Origin of the sequence: Bradyrhizobium sp. RDM12, from assembly GCF_051917485.1 — a bacterium.
Lineage (GTDB): Bacteria > Pseudomonadota > Alphaproteobacteria > Rhizobiales > Xanthobacteraceae > Bradyrhizobium.
Genome location: NZ_CM133064.1, coordinates 2,697,568 through 2,712,843, shown reverse-complemented (window position 1 = coordinate 2,712,843; position 15,276 = coordinate 2,697,568). Strand labels below are relative to the sequence as shown.

The 15,276-nt window shown below is 63.1% G+C and carries 17 protein-coding genes and 3 pseudogenes; 8 read left to right on the top strand and 12 right to left on the bottom strand.

Going from position 1 to position 15,276, the window contains the following annotated elements:
* Positions 1-47 precede the first annotated feature (47 nt).
* Positions 48-260, top strand: coding sequence for a hypothetical protein (locus ACTGJ9_RS13105; RefSeq protein ID WP_456677375.1), 213 nt, complete (start codon positions 48-50; stop codon positions 258-260).
* A 66-nt stretch (positions 261-326) separates the two neighbouring features.
* On the opposite strand, the gene ACTGJ9_RS13100 is transcribed toward ACTGJ9_RS13105, so the two are convergent.
* The 3 genes and pseudogenes from ACTGJ9_RS13100 to ACTGJ9_RS13090 form a co-directional block, all read right to left on the bottom strand.
* Positions 327-650: a four-helix bundle copper-binding protein gene (locus ACTGJ9_RS13100; protein ID WP_456677374.1), complete on the bottom strand. Its 324-nt coding sequence runs from the start codon at positions 648-650 to the stop codon at positions 327-329.
* Between the two features lie 151 nt (positions 651-801).
* Positions 802-942: pseudogene (locus ACTGJ9_RS13095) on the bottom strand (LuxR family transcriptional regulator); the annotation flags it as partial.
* Positions 943-969: 27 nt separating this feature from the next.
* Positions 970-2,075 (bottom strand): annotated as a pseudogene (locus ACTGJ9_RS13090) (glycosyltransferase family 4 protein).
* 250 nt (positions 2,076-2,325) lie between these two features.
* Here ACTGJ9_RS13090 and ACTGJ9_RS13085 point away from each other — a divergent pair.
* The gene (locus ACTGJ9_RS13085; protein WP_456677373.1) at positions 2,326-3,978 is read left to right on the top strand and encodes an alpha-amylase family protein; all 1,653 of its coding nucleotides are present in this window, start codon (positions 2,326-2,328) and stop codon (positions 3,976-3,978) included.
* A gap of 102 nt (positions 3,979-4,080) precedes the next feature.
* Here the strand turns inward: ACTGJ9_RS13085 and ACTGJ9_RS13080 are convergent, their stop codons facing one another.
* The 4 genes from ACTGJ9_RS13080 to ACTGJ9_RS13065 all read right to left on the bottom strand — a co-directional run bounded on the left by ACTGJ9_RS13080 (position 4,081) and on the right by ACTGJ9_RS13065 (position 7,789).
* Positions 4,081-5,286 (bottom strand): LLM class flavin-dependent oxidoreductase, encoded by a 1,206-nt coding sequence (locus ACTGJ9_RS13080; protein ID WP_456677372.1) that lies wholly within the window; start codon positions 5,284-5,286, stop codon positions 4,081-4,083.
* A gap of 57 nt (positions 5,287-5,343) precedes the next feature.
* Positions 5,344-5,793, bottom strand: coding sequence for a hypothetical protein (locus ACTGJ9_RS13075; protein ID WP_456677371.1), 450 nt, complete (start codon positions 5,791-5,793; stop codon positions 5,344-5,346).
* Entirely contained in the window at positions 5,775-6,578 is an 804-nt protein-coding gene (locus ACTGJ9_RS13070) for an acyltransferase family protein (protein ID WP_456677370.1), read from the bottom strand. The genes ACTGJ9_RS13075 and ACTGJ9_RS13070 overlap by 19 nt, the downstream gene beginning before the upstream one ends.
* A gap of 89 nt (positions 6,579-6,667) precedes the next feature.
* The gene (locus ACTGJ9_RS13065; RefSeq protein WP_456678513.1) at positions 6,668-7,789 is read right to left on the bottom strand and encodes a helix-turn-helix domain-containing protein; all 1,122 of its coding nucleotides are present in this window, start codon (positions 7,787-7,789) and stop codon (positions 6,668-6,670) included.
* Between the two features lie 182 nt (positions 7,790-7,971).
* On the opposite strand from ACTGJ9_RS13065, the gene ACTGJ9_RS13060 reads away from it, so the two are divergent.
* Positions 7,972-9,087: an ATP-dependent DNA helicase gene (locus tag ACTGJ9_RS13060; protein WP_456677369.1), complete on the top strand. Its 1,116-nt coding sequence runs from the start codon at positions 7,972-7,974 to the stop codon at positions 9,085-9,087.
* Positions 9,088-9,233: 146 nt separating this feature from the next.
* On the opposite strand, the pseudogene ACTGJ9_RS13055 reads toward ACTGJ9_RS13060, so the two are convergent.
* Positions 9,234-10,291 (bottom strand): annotated as a pseudogene (locus tag ACTGJ9_RS13055) (caspase family protein).
* A gap of 101 nt (positions 10,292-10,392) precedes the next feature.
* Positions 10,393-10,917, bottom strand: a complete 525-nt coding sequence (locus tag ACTGJ9_RS13050; protein ID WP_456677368.1) for a tetratricopeptide repeat protein — start codon at positions 10,915-10,917, stop codon at positions 10,393-10,395.
* Positions 10,918-11,161: 244 nt separating this feature from the next.
* Between ACTGJ9_RS13050 and msrA the strand changes: the two genes are divergently transcribed.
* The 4 genes from msrA (at position 11,162) to ACTGJ9_RS13030 (ending at position 13,102) form a co-directional block, all read left to right on the top strand.
* Entirely contained in the window at positions 11,162-11,863 is a 702-nt protein-coding gene (gene msrA / locus ACTGJ9_RS13045) for a peptide-methionine (S)-S-oxide reductase MsrA (protein WP_456677367.1), read from the top strand.
* A gap of 45 nt (positions 11,864-11,908) precedes the next feature.
* A complete protein-coding gene (gene msrB, locus ACTGJ9_RS13040; protein WP_456677366.1) occupies positions 11,909-12,328 on the top strand; it encodes a peptide-methionine (R)-S-oxide reductase MsrB in 420 nt (139 codons plus the stop codon).
* A 103-nt stretch (positions 12,329-12,431) separates the two neighbouring features.
* The gene (locus tag ACTGJ9_RS13035; RefSeq protein ID WP_187436663.1) at positions 12,432-12,596 is read left to right on the top strand and encodes a DUF3309 family protein; all 165 of its coding nucleotides are present in this window, start codon (positions 12,432-12,434) and stop codon (positions 12,594-12,596) included.
* 212 nt (positions 12,597-12,808) lie between these two features.
* Positions 12,809-13,102: a hypothetical protein gene (locus ACTGJ9_RS13030; RefSeq protein WP_148754538.1), complete on the top strand. Its 294-nt coding sequence runs from the start codon at positions 12,809-12,811 to the stop codon at positions 13,100-13,102.
* An 82-nt stretch (positions 13,103-13,184) separates the two neighbouring features.
* Here ACTGJ9_RS13030 and ACTGJ9_RS13025 read toward each other — a convergent pair whose 3' ends face one another.
* Together ACTGJ9_RS13025 and ACTGJ9_RS13020 are read right to left on the bottom strand one after the other, a co-directional pair.
* Positions 13,185-13,727, bottom strand: coding sequence for a DUF4112 domain-containing protein (locus ACTGJ9_RS13025; protein WP_456678512.1), 543 nt, complete (start codon positions 13,725-13,727; stop codon positions 13,185-13,187).
* A gap of 61 nt (positions 13,728-13,788) precedes the next feature.
* Entirely contained in the window at positions 13,789-14,214 is a 426-nt protein-coding gene (locus ACTGJ9_RS13020) for a DUF5413 family protein (protein WP_456677365.1), read from the bottom strand.
* Between the two features lie 143 nt (positions 14,215-14,357).
* Here ACTGJ9_RS13020 and ACTGJ9_RS13015 point away from each other — a divergent pair, with 143 nt between their 5' ends.
* The gene (locus ACTGJ9_RS13015; protein ID WP_456677364.1) at positions 14,358-14,603 is read left to right on the top strand and encodes a hypothetical protein; all 246 of its coding nucleotides are present in this window, start codon (positions 14,358-14,360) and stop codon (positions 14,601-14,603) included.
* Between the two features lie 265 nt (positions 14,604-14,868).
* On the opposite strand, the gene ACTGJ9_RS13010 is transcribed toward ACTGJ9_RS13015, so the two are convergent.
* Entirely contained in the window at positions 14,869-15,174 is a 306-nt protein-coding gene (locus ACTGJ9_RS13010) for a hypothetical protein (RefSeq protein ID WP_456677363.1), read from the bottom strand.
* Positions 15,175-15,276 lie beyond the last annotated feature (102 nt).

The following is a 15,276-nucleotide window of genomic DNA, read 5'->3' as shown; positions in this document are numbered from 1 at the left end:
TAAGTTGTTTTCTTTGGAGCCATGTCCGGACTCCCAGGAATCAAGCCGTGAGCGACAAGAGTGATACCGGCAAGAGCAACAATATCGTCATCACCGGCGCCGGTGTCGGAGCTCTCTCGATGATGGTTGCCGACCTCGCCGACGAAGCGGAGGCGCTTGAACTCGCAAAGCGGATCGCAGATCAGACCGGCCGCACGGTCTCGGTTCGGGACTTCCGAGGAGCGGTTCTCGGGAAAATCGCGGGGTCCAAAAAGAACTAGCAGAATTGGCTTAGCGCCGGCGCGCGGTCATCCGGCCCCGTGCAGGAGTTGAAGGCGCGCGTCCGCTTATGCCGCCATCTTGCGGCAGGATTCGGCACAGGCCTCGCAGACGGCGGCGCATTCGTCCATGTCACCGATCCGCTTGCAATCCCTGGCGCACTCCGCACAGATCTCCGCACACTCCTTGCACGTGTGCTTGTGATGCGGCGTATTGATCAGCATGAAATGGGCCGAGGTCCGACAGATTTCCGCGCATGCCATCATCAGGCGGAAGTGGGCGGGCTCGACATGCTTGCCACCCATTTCGAGGCAGTGGTTCATCGCTGTCGCCAGGCAGGTCTTGTAGCATGACAAGCAGGTCTCGATGCAGCGCGTCATCTCCTCGTTCATGACGCACTCCCACGCAGCGTGACGTTCCGCTTTTGCTTGCCGGCGTAGCTCGATTCATCTCCACGGCGCATCGGGAACCTCCATCTCTGTTTCCTGTGAACCGGGATGTTGCGCCATCGTTCCAACGGCTTTTCGGGCCGAGACGTCCCTCTCAGTTCAGGCGACCGGCCGCCGCGAGCAGGCCCAGCACGATCGAAAACAATTCGTTCTGCGCGGAAATGCCGAGCCGCTCATAGGCACGCTTGCGGTAGGTCAGGGTCGAATGCAGGCTGATGGTGGAAAGGCCGGATATCGGAGTGCAGAGCTGGGCGAAGCACCGTCAGTCGTCCTCGGCAGGGTAGCCCGACTTTGCCGAAACGGCGCGTGGTCCCCGTTCCGGTCCGATCGTTCGTTTGTCGTCTCGCGCATTCAGCACATGCTGGTAACAGTGGACGTAGTCCTGCGCCATTCGCTTCGCGGTGAACCGCCGCTCAAAGCGCCGGCGGACCGCGGGCCGATCTATTCGGCCCAGTCGGTTTACCGCGTCGACGGCTTCGGCTTCGCTCTCGACGACAAAGCCGGTGACTCCTCGTCAATCACCTCCGGCACCGAACCGGATCGATAGGCGATCACGGGCGTACCGCAGGCCATCGCCTCGATCATGACCAGCCCAAATGGCTCGGGCCAGTCGATCGGAAACAACAATGCCGCTGCTTCCGAGAGAAATGGCTGCTTCGCCGCGTCGTTGACTTCGCCAATCAGCTGGATTTCATCGCCGTCGATCAGCGGCTCCAGCTGTCGTTTGAAATAGCCGGTCTCGCCTCGCGGCACTTTGGCCGCGATCCGGAGCGGCATTCCGGCCGCACGCGCGATGCGAATCGCCTGTTCGGGACCCTTGTCGGCGGTGAGCCGGCCTAAGAACGCCAAATACGTTCCCGGACGGTATGAAGGACGAAACAGCTGTTCAGGCAGGCCGTGATACACCGTGCCGCACCAATTCGCACCGGCCAGCGGAAGGCGCTGATTGTCGGAAATCGAGACGAAGCGGGCGTTCGGAAAGTCATGAAGCACGTTCGCCAAGCCGGGCAGATCCAAACGTCCATGCAGTGTCGTGACAAATGGCACACGCGATCTGGTGAGCAGCGGCAAATGCAGCCAATCGATATGGGCGTGTATGACATCAAACGCGCTTGTCCGCCGCGACATCGCTTCGAGCAGAATGGCGTAGGCCGCAGACGGATCTGCGCGCGGTCGACCAAGGCGAAGCGCCCGAGGGCATACCGGATGAAGTGCGCCGCGCGTCCTTGAATCTCCACTTGCAAACAAGGTGACCTCGTGTCCGAGTTCCACAAGCTCATCGACGAGCCATGCGACAACCCTTTCGGTGCCGCCATAGAGTTTGGGAGGGACGCTCTCGGCCAAAGGCGCAATCTGGGCAATGCGCATACGGCTCTTCTCCGATGTTCCGCCGAGACGCAACGGCCTTGAGAGATGCGCGTTCCATGGCAGCGGCTATCGGCAATCCAAACGCGATCTGCGCGGACCAAATTCTGAAGACTCGATTGCCTCGAAACCGTAACTCAACAGCTCGGGTTAGCGTGCGCCACGCGCACGGTCGCCGCCCGGGAACAAGTGGTAAGCTGGACGGTTGTGATCCGATGGCGTCGGCTTACTCCGCAGGCTGAAGCCTTCTGGCGTGCCGCTGCAGCTGTGGACGGGAAATTTGCTCGATCTCTGGTACAAGAACGCCATCATCTACAGCCTGAACGTCGCTACTTACAAGGACGGCAACGGGGACGGCATCGGCGACTTCGCAGGGCTGATCGAGCGATTGGATCATCTCGCACAGCTGGGGGTAACCTGCCTTTGGCTGCTTCCGTTCTATCCCAGTCCGGGGCTCGACCACGGCTACGACGTCACCGACTATTACAACATCGCGCCGGCCCTCGGCACGCTCGGCGACTTCGTCGAGTTCAGTCACCAAGCGAGGCTCCGCGGATTGCGGCTGATCGTCGACTTGCCGATCAATCATACTTCGGAGCAGCACGCGTGGTTTCAGCAGGCGCGAGCCGACCCTGCGTCGCCGTATCGGAAATACTACGTGTGGTCGAACACGGAGCCGGAGAACAGCGCGGACGGGGTCGTTTTCCCGGGTTTCCAATCCAGTGTCTGGACTTACGACCTGCGCGCGCGAGCCTGGTACTATCATCGCTTCTATCAATATCAGCCTGACCTCGACATCACCTGTCCCGCCGTTCGCCAGGAAATCTTCAAGATTCTCGGCTTCTGGCTGGAGCTCGGTGTCTCCGGATTCCGGATCGACGCGGCGCCCTTCGTTGTCGAGGAGGTGCGTCCGAACCGATCGCCGAAACGCCACTACGAATTCTTTGGCGAACTGCGGGATTTCCTGTCGTGGCGCAAGGGTGACTCGGTCCTGCTGGCCGAAGCCAACGTGCGTGCCTCCGAGCTCCACCGATATTTCGGTGATGGCTCGCGCATTCACATGCTGTTTGCCTTCCTGGTCAACCAGCACTTGTTTCTGTCGCTGGCCGAGGAGCGAGCCGAGCCGCTGCGACAATGCCTGACCGCACTTCCGAAACTGCCGAAATCGGCCCAGTGGGCCCAATTCCTGCGCAATCATGATGAGTTGGACCTGGGTCGCCTGCCGTCCGAGCAGCGCGATCCGGTGTACGCGGCCTTTGCGCCAGAACCAAAGATGCAATTGTACGGTCGTGGCATTCGCCGGCGGCTGGCGGGCATGCTCGGCAATGATCGCCGCCGGATCGAACTGGCATTCAGTCTGCTGTTCGGTCTTCCCGGCACGCCGGTCATTTATTATGGCGACGAGCTGGGAATGGGGGACGATCTCTGCCTGCCCGAACGCTGGCCGGTTCGAACGTGCATGCAATGGACGGACGATCCCAATGCCGGATTTTCGACGGCGCCGAACGAACGTCTGTTGCACTCGGTGATCACCGATGGCGAGTTCGGATCAAGTCACGTCAACGCCGCCGCGCAGCAGCGCGATCCGAATTCACTGTTCAATTGGCTGCGCCGGCTCACCGAGCTGCGGCAATCCTGCCCGGAGATAGGCTGGGGCGATTGCATCCTGCCGCAAGCCGACTCCTCGTCGGTCCTGGTGCTGCATTATGTGCTGGAAGCCAAATCGGTGCTCATCCTGCACAACCTCGGGCCGAACGAATGCACGACGGTACTTCACGAGATTCCGAGCAACCGCAAGCTGACTGATCTTTTCGGAAATCGTGTCTACCCGGCGAAGCGCACCACGGGTGGCGAGATCGAACTCGACGGGTATGGCTATCGTTGGTTTCGGGTCGACTCTGCCTGATGCCAATTGCCGCCGGGACAATCCAAGCTAGCAGGCAACGAAGATGCGGTGGCGAGTAAGTTTGATCGCTGCGATTGCCCGATCAAAAGTCTGCATGCATGCCTACCCCGCCGCCGCCTTCGCCGGGGCGACATTGATCGCGAGCTTGCCGTAGCGGTCGGTGAACGCCTGGGTGTCGATCTCTTCCAGCTTGATCTCGCCGCTCATGACGCCCTGCTTCCAGGCCGCCTGCGCCGGATCGTTCTGGAACTCCGGCATCACCTCGCGGCCGAACAGCTCCAGTGATTCACAGATGTGCTCGTGGCTGTTCTTGCCGGCCTGGTTGAGCAGGATGACCTGGTCGATATGCGACGACTGAAAGCGCTTCAGCTTCTTGCGGATGGTCTCCGGCGAGCCGATCAGGCCGCCGCGCAAGGCCGCCTCCTGCGCTTCCGGATTGTCGCGCTTCCACTTGTTGTACTCGTCCCACATGTTGACGGTGTAGGGCGCGGGACGCTGGCGGTTCTGCGAGGCGCCGTAGAAGCGCAGCGCGAACTGGAAGAAGGTGGCGCCATCGGCGCGCGCACGCGCCTCCTCGTCGGTCTTGGCGCACATGAAGAACGACACCAGCGCCATGTTCGGGTTGATCTGGTAGTCGGCGAGCTTGTGCAACCGCTTGGCCATCGCATTGTAATAGGCGTGCACCCACGCATGCGCGGCATCCGCGCTGACGAACTGGAAGCCGAGCGCGCCAAAACCATGACGACCCGCGCGCTCGATGGTCGGCAGCTGCGAGCAGGCCATCCACAGCGGCGGGTGCGGCTTCTGCACCGGTTTCGGCACGACATTGCGCAAGGGGATGTCGAAGTACTTGCCGTGATGCTCGGAGCCCGCATCCCTGAACATCGGGAAGATCGCGGCGACGGCCTCCTCGAAGACCTCCTTCTTGGTCTCCATGTCGCGGCCGAACGGCGTCAGCTCGGTGATCGACGCGCTCTCGCCCATGCCGAATTCGCAGCGGCCGTTGGAGAGCAGATCGCGCACCGCGACGCGCTCCGCGACGCGGGCCGGATGATTGGTGGTGAGCTGGAGGATGCCGTGGCCGAGCCGGATGTTCTTGGTGCGCTGGCTCGCGGCGGCAAGGAAGGACTCGGGCGACGGCGAATGCGAATACTCTTCGAGGAAGTGATGCTCGACGACCCAGGCGTGGTCGTAGCCGAGCTTGTCTGCCAGTTCCATCTGCGAGAGCGCGTTCTGGTAGAGCCTGAGCTCGTCGCCGGCCACCCAGGGCCGCGGCAATTGCAGCTCATAGAAGATGCCGAACTTCATCACGCTTCTCCCGCTTATTTTTTGTTGCGGGCATCTTAATGCGTGAGGCGGCGCTGTCTACGCCGTCGCAATTCCGCCTTGCGGGAGAACGCGCTTTTCGGCGCGGCGGCCATTCAGCACCGCACCGATGAAGGTGAAGCGCACCAGCAGATGATAGCTCGCGAGCATCGGCGGCATCGCGACGACGAGAATGATCGCGAACTTGATCAGCCCGGGCCAGTCACGTTGCGACAGCGCGACCTGCAGCGCCATCACAATCGGCAAGTGGATCAGATAGAGCCAATAGGACGCATCGGCGAGATAGCGCCCGGTCGGGCTGAAGCCGGACATGAAGCGCAGCGCGAAGCCGATGGCCGCGAAGGTCGAGATCCATATCGCCGGTGCATAGAGGATGGCGGAGACGAGCCTGAGCGTGGTAGCGTTGAGCGGCAGTTTCGGTGCGCCGGGCGCGGACAGGATCACGCCTGACAGCACGAAGCTGACCAGGATCAAGACGATCGCGAGCAAGAGATGCGGGAGCCAGCGCCGCTCGAGCAGTCGCAGCAGATCGACTTGCCGATGCAACAGCCAGCCGACTCGAAGGCGGTGCCGAAGCCGATCCAGGCCTGCGGGTTGGTAATGAGCGATTGATCCGGCGTCCTCACCCCCATTGCGTTGGTCCAGCGCTGGTCGAGGCTGAAAGCGATGCCGATCGGGATTGCCAGCACCAGCGGCGCCAGCGGATGTCGCATGATCCCGGCGAAGGCACGGTCGAGGAACGTTCGCAAGGTGCCCGCTAGATCGAGCCAGACAATGGCGCCGCGCAGCAGAAGCATGGCAACATAGAGCTCGAGCAGCACATAGAGAAACCAGAGATGGGTCAGCGGAAAATTCGGCAGCACCGGCGGCCAATTGCGCACGCCGTGGAACGGGCTCGCATTCGGTAAGGAAGATGCCCAGATCACGATCAGGCCGATGGGCGCGAAGACGATCGGCCAGCCGATCACGAGCGGCAACCCGATCCGCTGCAGCCTGTCTCGGATAAAGCCCCAGGTGCCGCGGCGATGAAAGCTCATGCGGGCAAAGAAGCCGGCCATCAGGAAGAAGGTCGTCATCCGGAAGACGTGGATGGTGAAGGACAGCAGCCCGAGCAGCAGGCTTGGATGGGTGTCCCTGACCAACCAGAATTGGGCCGAGCCGGGCAGAAATGACAACGTCGCGTGCAGGACGACGCCGAGCAGCAGGGCGCCTCCCCTGAGCGCATCGAGGGCGTGCAATCGTTCCGATGCGGGGGCGGCGGTCGAATGGGACATGGATGGGGCTCGTCCTGGTTGGCGAGGGGTTTCTCGCCGGACAGTCTGCCTAATCGGAGCGCGGCCCTCTTGCCCGATCCAAAAATCGGCTAGCCGATTTCGCGGCGCGTCTGGTTGGCCTTGGGATTGTCGTCGGTTTCCGGCCGGCTGAGCGCCTCGCGCCGGAATTCTGTCGGGGTCACGCCGGTCTCGGCCTTGAAGGCGCGATTGAAGGGTCCGAGCGACTGGAAGCCTGCATCCATGGCAATGGTCAGCACCGGGACCTCCCGTTGCGTCACATCGGACAGCGCCAGCCTGGCATCCTCAATGCGGTAGCGATTAAGGAACGCATTGAAGTTCCGATAGCCCAGCCCTTCATTGATGGCCTGGCGCAGCCGGTGCTCGGGAACGTCGAGCCGTGCGGCCAGCGCTCCGATCGCAAGACCTTCCTGCCGGTAGGTCCGCTCCACACTCATCAGATGATCGAGCCGCCGCAGCAGGATCGGATCGACCACGCCCCTTCCCGCGGAAGGCGCACGATCGGCACCGCGTCCGCTGCCGGATACGATTGCCGCCATGGCGTCGTTGACGGGCACGGCCGGCTGCGCGGCAAAAGCCCCCAGTCCGGCAATCATGGCCACCACGAACAGGCTGAGCGCGGTCGGCAGACTGCCGGGCGCGCCGGGGACTGCGACAGGAATGGCGGCGAAGCCGGCGCCGGCGACGACCGCGATGAGCCCGACATTGATGGCCAGCATCGCCAGCCGCAGCCGGCGGCGACGCGCGACCAGATCGGCGCGCCAGGTCTTGACGGTCTGAACCGCGGCCGCGAGAGCCAGCGCCAGATTAACCAACGCCAGGCCTCGACCGCCGGCCCCGGCCAAAGCGGGCCAGTACGCCCAGCCCAGCGTGAGCGCGAAGCCGAAAGCCACGATGCCGAGCCAGAGCGCGCCCTGCCAGCGCCTCAACACGAAATCGTCGTCGAACGCCGCGCGCGCCCATAGCCAAAACACGGCAGGCTGTCCGGACAGGATCGGCAACACCCACCACCATGACGATTTGGGAAAGAACGGGGCGGTCGTGATGGCGTAGAACACGCCACCGGCAGACATGGCCATGCCCAACAACGCCTGCTGGCCGGTCGCACGACGCAGCAGCGCGGCGAGAATGATCAACAGGAACACGCCGCTCGTTGCGCCGCGAAGCCCAAGATCGATGGCCGTGAGCCCCATCGCGTTCACAAGTCACATTCCCCCGGTTCGAGATCGAACTCTCGCACCGCCCCCATGCGGGCACAATCCAAAATGCGCGGCTGGTCGCGGCATAGCGGTGGCGGCCCTGCGCTTGAACGGGCGCGGCGAATGGTTAGTTTGGGGACAGCGAATCGCCTCGTTTCGCCCCTCTCAAGACAGTCATGCCCACATTCACTCCGCATCAGGATGCCGCTCTGAAAGCCGTCGACGACTGGCTCAAGGCAAAACCCGGCCGCAACGGCACGCCGCCGGTGTTCCGCCTGTTCGGCTTTGCCGGCACCGGCAAGACCACGCTGGCGCGGCACATCGCCGACGGCGTCGACGGCGAGGTGAAGTTCGCGGCCTTCACCGGCAAGGCGGCGCTGGTGATGCGCAACAAGGGTTGCGATGACGCCTCCACCATCCATTCCCTGATCTACCGCGCCCGCGAATCCGGCGAGGAGCAGCCGAGCTTTGAATTGTGGGACGACGCGCCGGCCTCCAAGGCCAAGCTGATCGTGATCGACGAATGCTCGATGGTGGACGCCGAATTGGGCCGCGACCTGATGTCGTTCGAGTGTCCGCTGCTGGTGCTCGGCGATCCCGCGCAGCTGCCGCCGATCCAGGGCGGCGGCTTTTTCACCAATACCGAGCCCGACGCGATGCTGACCGAAGTGCACCGCCAGGCCCAGGACGATCCGATCGTGCGGATGTCGATGGATGTCCGCGAAGGCCGCGAGCTCGACATCGGCCGTTACGGCGAGAGCGAGGTGGTGTCGCGCAAAGAGCTCGATCCCGATCGCGTCATGGGCGCCGACCAGGTTCTGGTCGGCCGCAACAACACGCGACGTGCCTACAACATGCGGGTGCGGCAGCGCCAGAACATCGAGGACGTGTTTCCGGTCGCCGGCGACAAGCTGGTCTGCCTGCGCAACAACCGCAAGAAGGGCCTGTTCAACGGCGGCCTGTGGCGCGTGAAGTCGCGCAATACCTCGCGCTCGAAATCGCGCATCCTCAGCATGCGGCTCTCGCCCGACGAGGATTTCGGCCACAAGGTCACAAAGGTCTCCGTGCGCGCCGATTGCTTCGAGGGCGGCATCGAGCAGATCGCCTGGGAGCAGCGCAAGCCCTATGACGAGTTCGACTACGGCTACGTGCTGACCGTGCACAAGTCGCAAGGCTCGCAATGGGACGACGTGGTGTTGTTCGACGAGAGCTTTGCGTTTGGGGAGAGCCGGGCACGGTGGCTGTACACGGGCATCACGCGCGCGGCGAAGCGGTTGAGTATCGTCGTGTAAAACTCCGCTCCGGTAGGGTGGGCAGAGGCGCAAAGCGGCGTGCCCATCAACTCTCCACGCATGCAATGAAAACGGCAGGCACGCTTCGCTTTGCCCCCTACGGCACCGCGAATGACGCGCGGAGAGTCGCACCCCACACTCGGCCTTCACTTCCCCGCGACAAAATAAAAATCTTCCCGTCCCGGCGGCGAGCCGTAAGTGAACGGCTGCTGCTCGTGCCTGGTGACGGACCAGACATCGTCGCGGACGATGTCGAACAGCTTGATCTCGACCTTCGGCACCTTGATCTCGCGGGCGAGCGCGCTGGAGAACGGGCTGTCGGCACCATTGTCGCCGTCGATCGCGGTCTCGCCGTGCTTGGCGGCGTAGACCACCATGAAGCCGGCACCGGGCTCGATGTTTGAGAAGCCCTTGTCGACCAGCTTCAACGACAGCGTGTGCTGCATGGTCGGCGCGAACGGATTGTCGCGGCAGGCATCCAGAATCACCAGACGCACTTTTCTTGCCGCGCCCACCGCTGCGATCACCTGCTCCAGAGCGACGGCCTGGGTTTCGGCATCGCGGTCGACGGCGAGCTTGGCGTCGACGGGAACGAGATAGTTCACCCCGCCGATCTCGAAACCGTGGCCGGCGTAATAGACCACCGCCCAATCGGCCTTTTCCGCTTCGTCGGCAAAGTCTTCAGCGCGGCGAAGAACCTGTCGCGGGTGAGGTCGCTGACGGAGATCACGGTCTGGAAGCCGACGTCCTTCAATACGCTCGCGATCAGTTTCGAGTCGCGCGGCGGATTGGGCAGAGCATGGACGTTCTTGTAGGCGCCGTTGCCGATCACCAGCGCAACGCGCCGGCCGCTAGGCGCGCCTCCCGGCGTTTGCGGCGTCAGCGCAGCGAGCCGCTCCTGCGCGATGGCGCGGGCGCGGGCAACGTCGAACTCGTCGAACCTCGTCAGCGAATAGGCCGCGGAGCGGTAATCGGCCCGGGCCTGGGCGAGATCCTTGTTGCGCTCGTAGACCTGGCCGCGGCCGGAATGGGCACGGATGTTGTTCGGGTTAAGCTGAAGCGCCGTATTGTAGTCCTTCAGCGCGGCCTCGAAATCGCCCTTCATGAAATAGACGTCGGCGCGGTTGTTAATCGCGTAGACATTCCTCGGCTGCTTCTCGATCAGGCCGTTGCAAGCGGCAAAAGCCTGGTCGTACTTGCCCATCAGGCCGTAGGTGGTGCAACGGTTGCCGGCGATCTGCTGCGCGGCCGGATCGATCTTCTCGGCTTCCGCGAAATCGGCGAGCGCGCCGTCATAATCCTTCATCAGCGTGCGCACGCGGGCACGGTTGGTCCAGCCGAGGATGAATTTTGGCGTGTATTTGATCGACAGGCTGAAATCATCCAGCGCGCTTTGCGTGCGCCGCGGCGCAGCTGGATGACGCCGCGATTGTTGTAGGGAACGCCGTAGGTGGGCCGCTTCTGGAGGGCGAGGCTGTAGTCGGCCATCGCGAGGTCGTCCTTGCCGGTGCGCTCATAGGCGAGGCCGCGCAGGTTGAGGATGATGACATTGTCGGGGTCGAGGCCCGCGGCCGTGGACAGAACATCGATCGCATGATCGTAGTCGCGCTTGTTGATCAGATTATTGCCGCGCACGGACAGCGCGACCGCCTTGTCCTTGCCGGTGAGGCGATCGGCGTTGAGCAGGTTCTCGCAGGCTAACGTCCGCGCCTGGGCATCAGCCTGGCGGTCGCGGCAAATGGCGAGGTCGTCGCCGGCTTGCCGCTCCGCCGCAGCGATCGCAAAGCTGGAGACGAGGATGACTGATATCAGGGGGACGAGGCGCAGCATGTTGTCAGATCAGCTCCAGTCACCACATTTTTAAGTCAATCAGTGATCGCGCCGGTTCATCTAGCCCGGAGTTCCCACGCCGCCAAGCCGGGCCAAGGGTTGCGACTTTTTCACGGGTTCGTGTCTCCCAGGCCGTAACAATCGCCCGGTCCGCCCGTATCTCCGATGTCTGAAAACGCCGGGCAGGCTGTTCGCCCGCCCTCAACCGCCCTAAGCTGTCAGGCCTTCCGAAAGAGGATCCGCCATGCGCCGCTCCGTCCTGTCCCTGCTCGCCGCCACCACCGCCTTGACGCTGGCCTTTGCCGCACCGACCCGGGCCGCGGAAGACGCCGTCGTGATCCCTGCCCCCGCAATGGATGCAGCACCCGCAAGCGGCATCCAGACCGCGGTGATCGCCGGCGGCTGCTTCTGGGGCGTGCAGGGCGTATTCCAGCACACGGCCGGCGTCGTCAACGCCGTCTCCGGCTATGCCGGCGGCAGCAAGGCGACTGCCGACTACCAGACTGTCTCGAGCGGCCGGACCGGCCACGCCGAGTCGGTCGAGATCAAGTTCGACCCGAAGAAGATCTCCTACGGCAAGATCCTCCAGATCTACTTCTCGGTGGCGCACGATCCGACCCAGCTCAACCGCCAGGGACCGGACAGCGGCACCCAATATCGCTCGGCCATCTTCACCACCTCCGACGAGCAGAAGAAGGTCGCGGAGGCTTATATCGCCCAGCTCGACGGCGCGAAGGTGTTCAGCAAGCCGATCGTGACCAAGGTCGGCCCGCTGGAAGCGTTCTATCCGGCCGAGGCCTATCACCAGGACTATCTGACGCTGCACCCGAGCCAGCCCTACATCGCCTATAACGACATCCCGAAGGTCGAGAACCTGAAAAAGCTGTTCGCGGCTAACTATATCGAGAAGCCGACGCTGGTGAGTGCCAGCAAGGCCACCAACTGATCGCGAGATCATCAAGAACGAGATCACTAGACAAACGGGAGACCCATGCCCGACACCAAGACGAAAACCACCGACGACAAGGTCATCAAGAGCGAAGAGCAGTGGCGGCGTGAATTGTCGCCGATGCAATACGCGGTGCTGCGCGAGAAGGCGACCGAGCGTCCCTTCTCCGGCGAATATGAGCACGACCACCGTGCCGGCACCTATGTCTGCGCCGGCTGCGGCAACGTGCTGTTCGAGTCCCACGCCAAGTTCGACTCCGGCTGCGGCTGGCCGAGCTTCACCGCGCCCGCGGCCGAGAGCCATATCGACGAAGAGCGGGATACGACGCACGGCATGATCCGCACCGAGGTGCTTTGCGCCAAGTGCAGCGGCCATCTCGGCCACGTCTTCCCTGACGGACCCGGGCCGACCGGCCTGCGCTACTGCATCAACTCGGCGGCCCTGAAGCTAGAGCCGAAATAAGGTTGCGCGCCGTCGGGTTCCTGGATGGAACCCGACGGCGCGATATGCTTTTTTGTCTGGCGGTGCAGCCGATGAGCCAAATCCGGCCGCCAGGGAGGACGCCATGTCACTCGGGACCATCCTGATCATCCTGGTGATCATCTATCTGTTGGGCGGCTGGTCTGGCCGGATCGGCGGCTATGGCTACGGCATGGGCCATTCCGGCATGGGGATCGGTGGCGTCGTTCTGGTGGTGCTGCTCGTCCTGCTGCTCCTCGGCAAGCTGTAGACCATTTAAGACTTTGAATTAGCTATGATTATAGCCTCTGCGGGGCTGCCATGCGCGGATTCATCATCTCCCATCGCAGGGGTCGCATTTCTGTCAAAACAGCCTATATTAGTGATCGAAAATGATGTGCGGCGGGCCCGCTTGATTGCGGCCTCCGCCCTCCCAAACCCCACGCGCTTAAAGCCCCAGACAAGATCACGAGGTCTTTGACCATGCGTCCACTGCGTCCGTTCAACTTCAACACCTCCGCCGAACTCTTCCCCGCTGCCATCCGCAAGAAGAAGCGTGCAGGCTTCACCTATCGCCGGTTCGGCACCGCGGCCGAGGCCGTGCAGTTCGCGATGGAGCAGTTGCCGACGGATTCGCTGAATGGCGCGTATCTCCAGGTCGAGGAAGCCCGCTTCGATCAGAACGGCATCCGCTCGCTCTATGAGAGCGAGGCCTTCCCGCTGCCGCGTCACCGCAAGCCCGAGCCGGTGGCCGAGGCCGACGCCGACGCGGCGTAAATTTTCTTGAAGTCTCCGATGTGCGCAGAAAGCGCGATGGCCGAAAGGCTGTCGCGCTTTTTGCGTTTCTGAAGGGCGGGCGTCAGAGGCGCGGCTGCTTGTCGAGCCAGCGGCGCAAGAGGCGCACGTTGCGCATGTTGGCGCGGAACATGACGTCGAAGGCGTCGCCCGCGAACGGCACGATGCCGACCACGCCGTCGAGGGCGACATTGCCGAGCATGCGGGCCGTAAGGTACCAGGGCGCGCCGAGCGCGCGGGCCTCGCGCACGAGCCAGAGCGAGATCGCGGTGGTGATGATGTCGCCGACAACGGGGATCAGCCCGATCAAGCCGTCGATGCCGTAGCGGATATTGGTGCCGGGCAGGACGAAGGCGACGTCGAGCAGCTTGGCGAGCGCCTCGAGCCGCGCGATGCGCTGCTCGCGCGTCAAATTGCACAACGGGTTGCCCTGACCGAACTCAAAGCGAAACTCGCGGAACCCCTGCTCCAGGGTTTCAGGACGGATCTCGTGGCCGTCCTGGTCGATGATCGGGCCGCGCGCCGCGCGCCCAGAAAAACCGGCGCGCGACTGCGTCCCTGAGCGGGATTTGGGCGGCGTGAGAATGTCGTCGTCGGGCATGGTCATGTCCATCATGAAACGCACGAGCGCAGCAGAGGTTGCTGCGCCGCGTCCGAAGGTCGCGCGCTCAGCTTGCCGCCGCCGCAGGCCGCGGCTCCTCGACATAGCGATACACGAACCAGGAGGACAGCACCGCCGGCACGAAGCCAACCAGGCCGTAGAGGATGAACTGCACCGCGCCCGAATCCGACCCGCGCGAGCCGTAGGTCAGTGACGCCAGGATGAAGGCGAACAGGCCGACCAGCAGCATCCGCAGCACCGGCCCGATGCGCCTGACATGAATCAGGATGTCGTCGACCGCGCCGATCATCAGCGACGGCAGGAAGCCGAACAGATAGCTGTATTGCAGCGTCTTGAAGAACACGACGAGCAGCTTGCCGACCTCGCCGAGATTGGTCTGGGTCCAGTAGCCGGACTGGTAGGTCGTCGTCAGCAGCAGCAGGAAGCCGCCCACGAACGGACCGACGAGTGCAAACACCAGATAGCGTTTCATCGAGAACTCCTCATGCCCTGAGCTTTTATAGCAGCGCGGCGGGAACCTTGGATAGCGCGGTTGCGCGCTGTTTGGGGGAACAAGTGGCAAGGCGGCGGGTTCAGACTGGACCTTGAATTCCCTTGTCAGATCTGGAGCCGCCGATGTCTCGTAAACTGCTGTTGCTGGCGACGATCACCCTCTCGGCCCTCGGCGGCCTGTCGAATGCGCCTGTCTTCGCGCAAGGCCATATGGGCACGCCGCAGGAGCAGAATGCCTGCTCGCGTGACGCCTCGCGGCTGTGCCGCAAGGATCTCGGCAATGACGGTGCGGTGCAGGCCTGCCTGCAGGCTCACCGGGCCAAGCTGTCGAGGTCGTGCAGCAAGGTGTTCCAGAGCCACGGCATGTGAACGTCTCACATTTTGCGTGACGCTTGCGCAACAATTGCGAATTCATTCGCGCCGCCCATTGCAGCTCTTTGACAATGACGCATACTTCGCTCGGGCGGCGCAGCACTTTTCGATTCGGACATCACGAGAGATCGAGCGACCACATGCGGGATTGAGGTCCCGGCGTGAAGGCTGTGACATGCGGCATATCAAGCCGCGTGCGGCGCCCCAAAAACCAAGTGGTTCAATCCACGGAACTCGGGGACGTATTCAGCATGACACGCTATCAAACCATCGCTTCGCTCTTAAAGACCACCGCTTCGCTGTTGGCCTTCGCCACCACCGCCATCGCACTCCAGACATCACCCGGCTTGGCCTTCTCGTCCGAAGCACAGCAGATGTGCTCGGGCGATGCGATGCGGCTGTGCTCCAGCGAAATCCCGGACATCTCGCGCATCAGGGCCTGCATGGTGCAAAAAAAGGCGCAGGTCAGCCCCGGCTGCCGGGCCGTGATGGACCGTGAGCACGCAGCCGCCACCGCGGCACGCAAGCGGGAAGCAGCCGCGCAGTAGGAGAGCGTACCTGCGGCCATGCTTCGAGACTCCCGCCCAAGGGGCGGGATCTCAGGATGAGGTCTCGTTTCGCGGCGAGATATCAAACCCTCATGGTGAGGAGCCCGCCAAGGCGGGCGTCT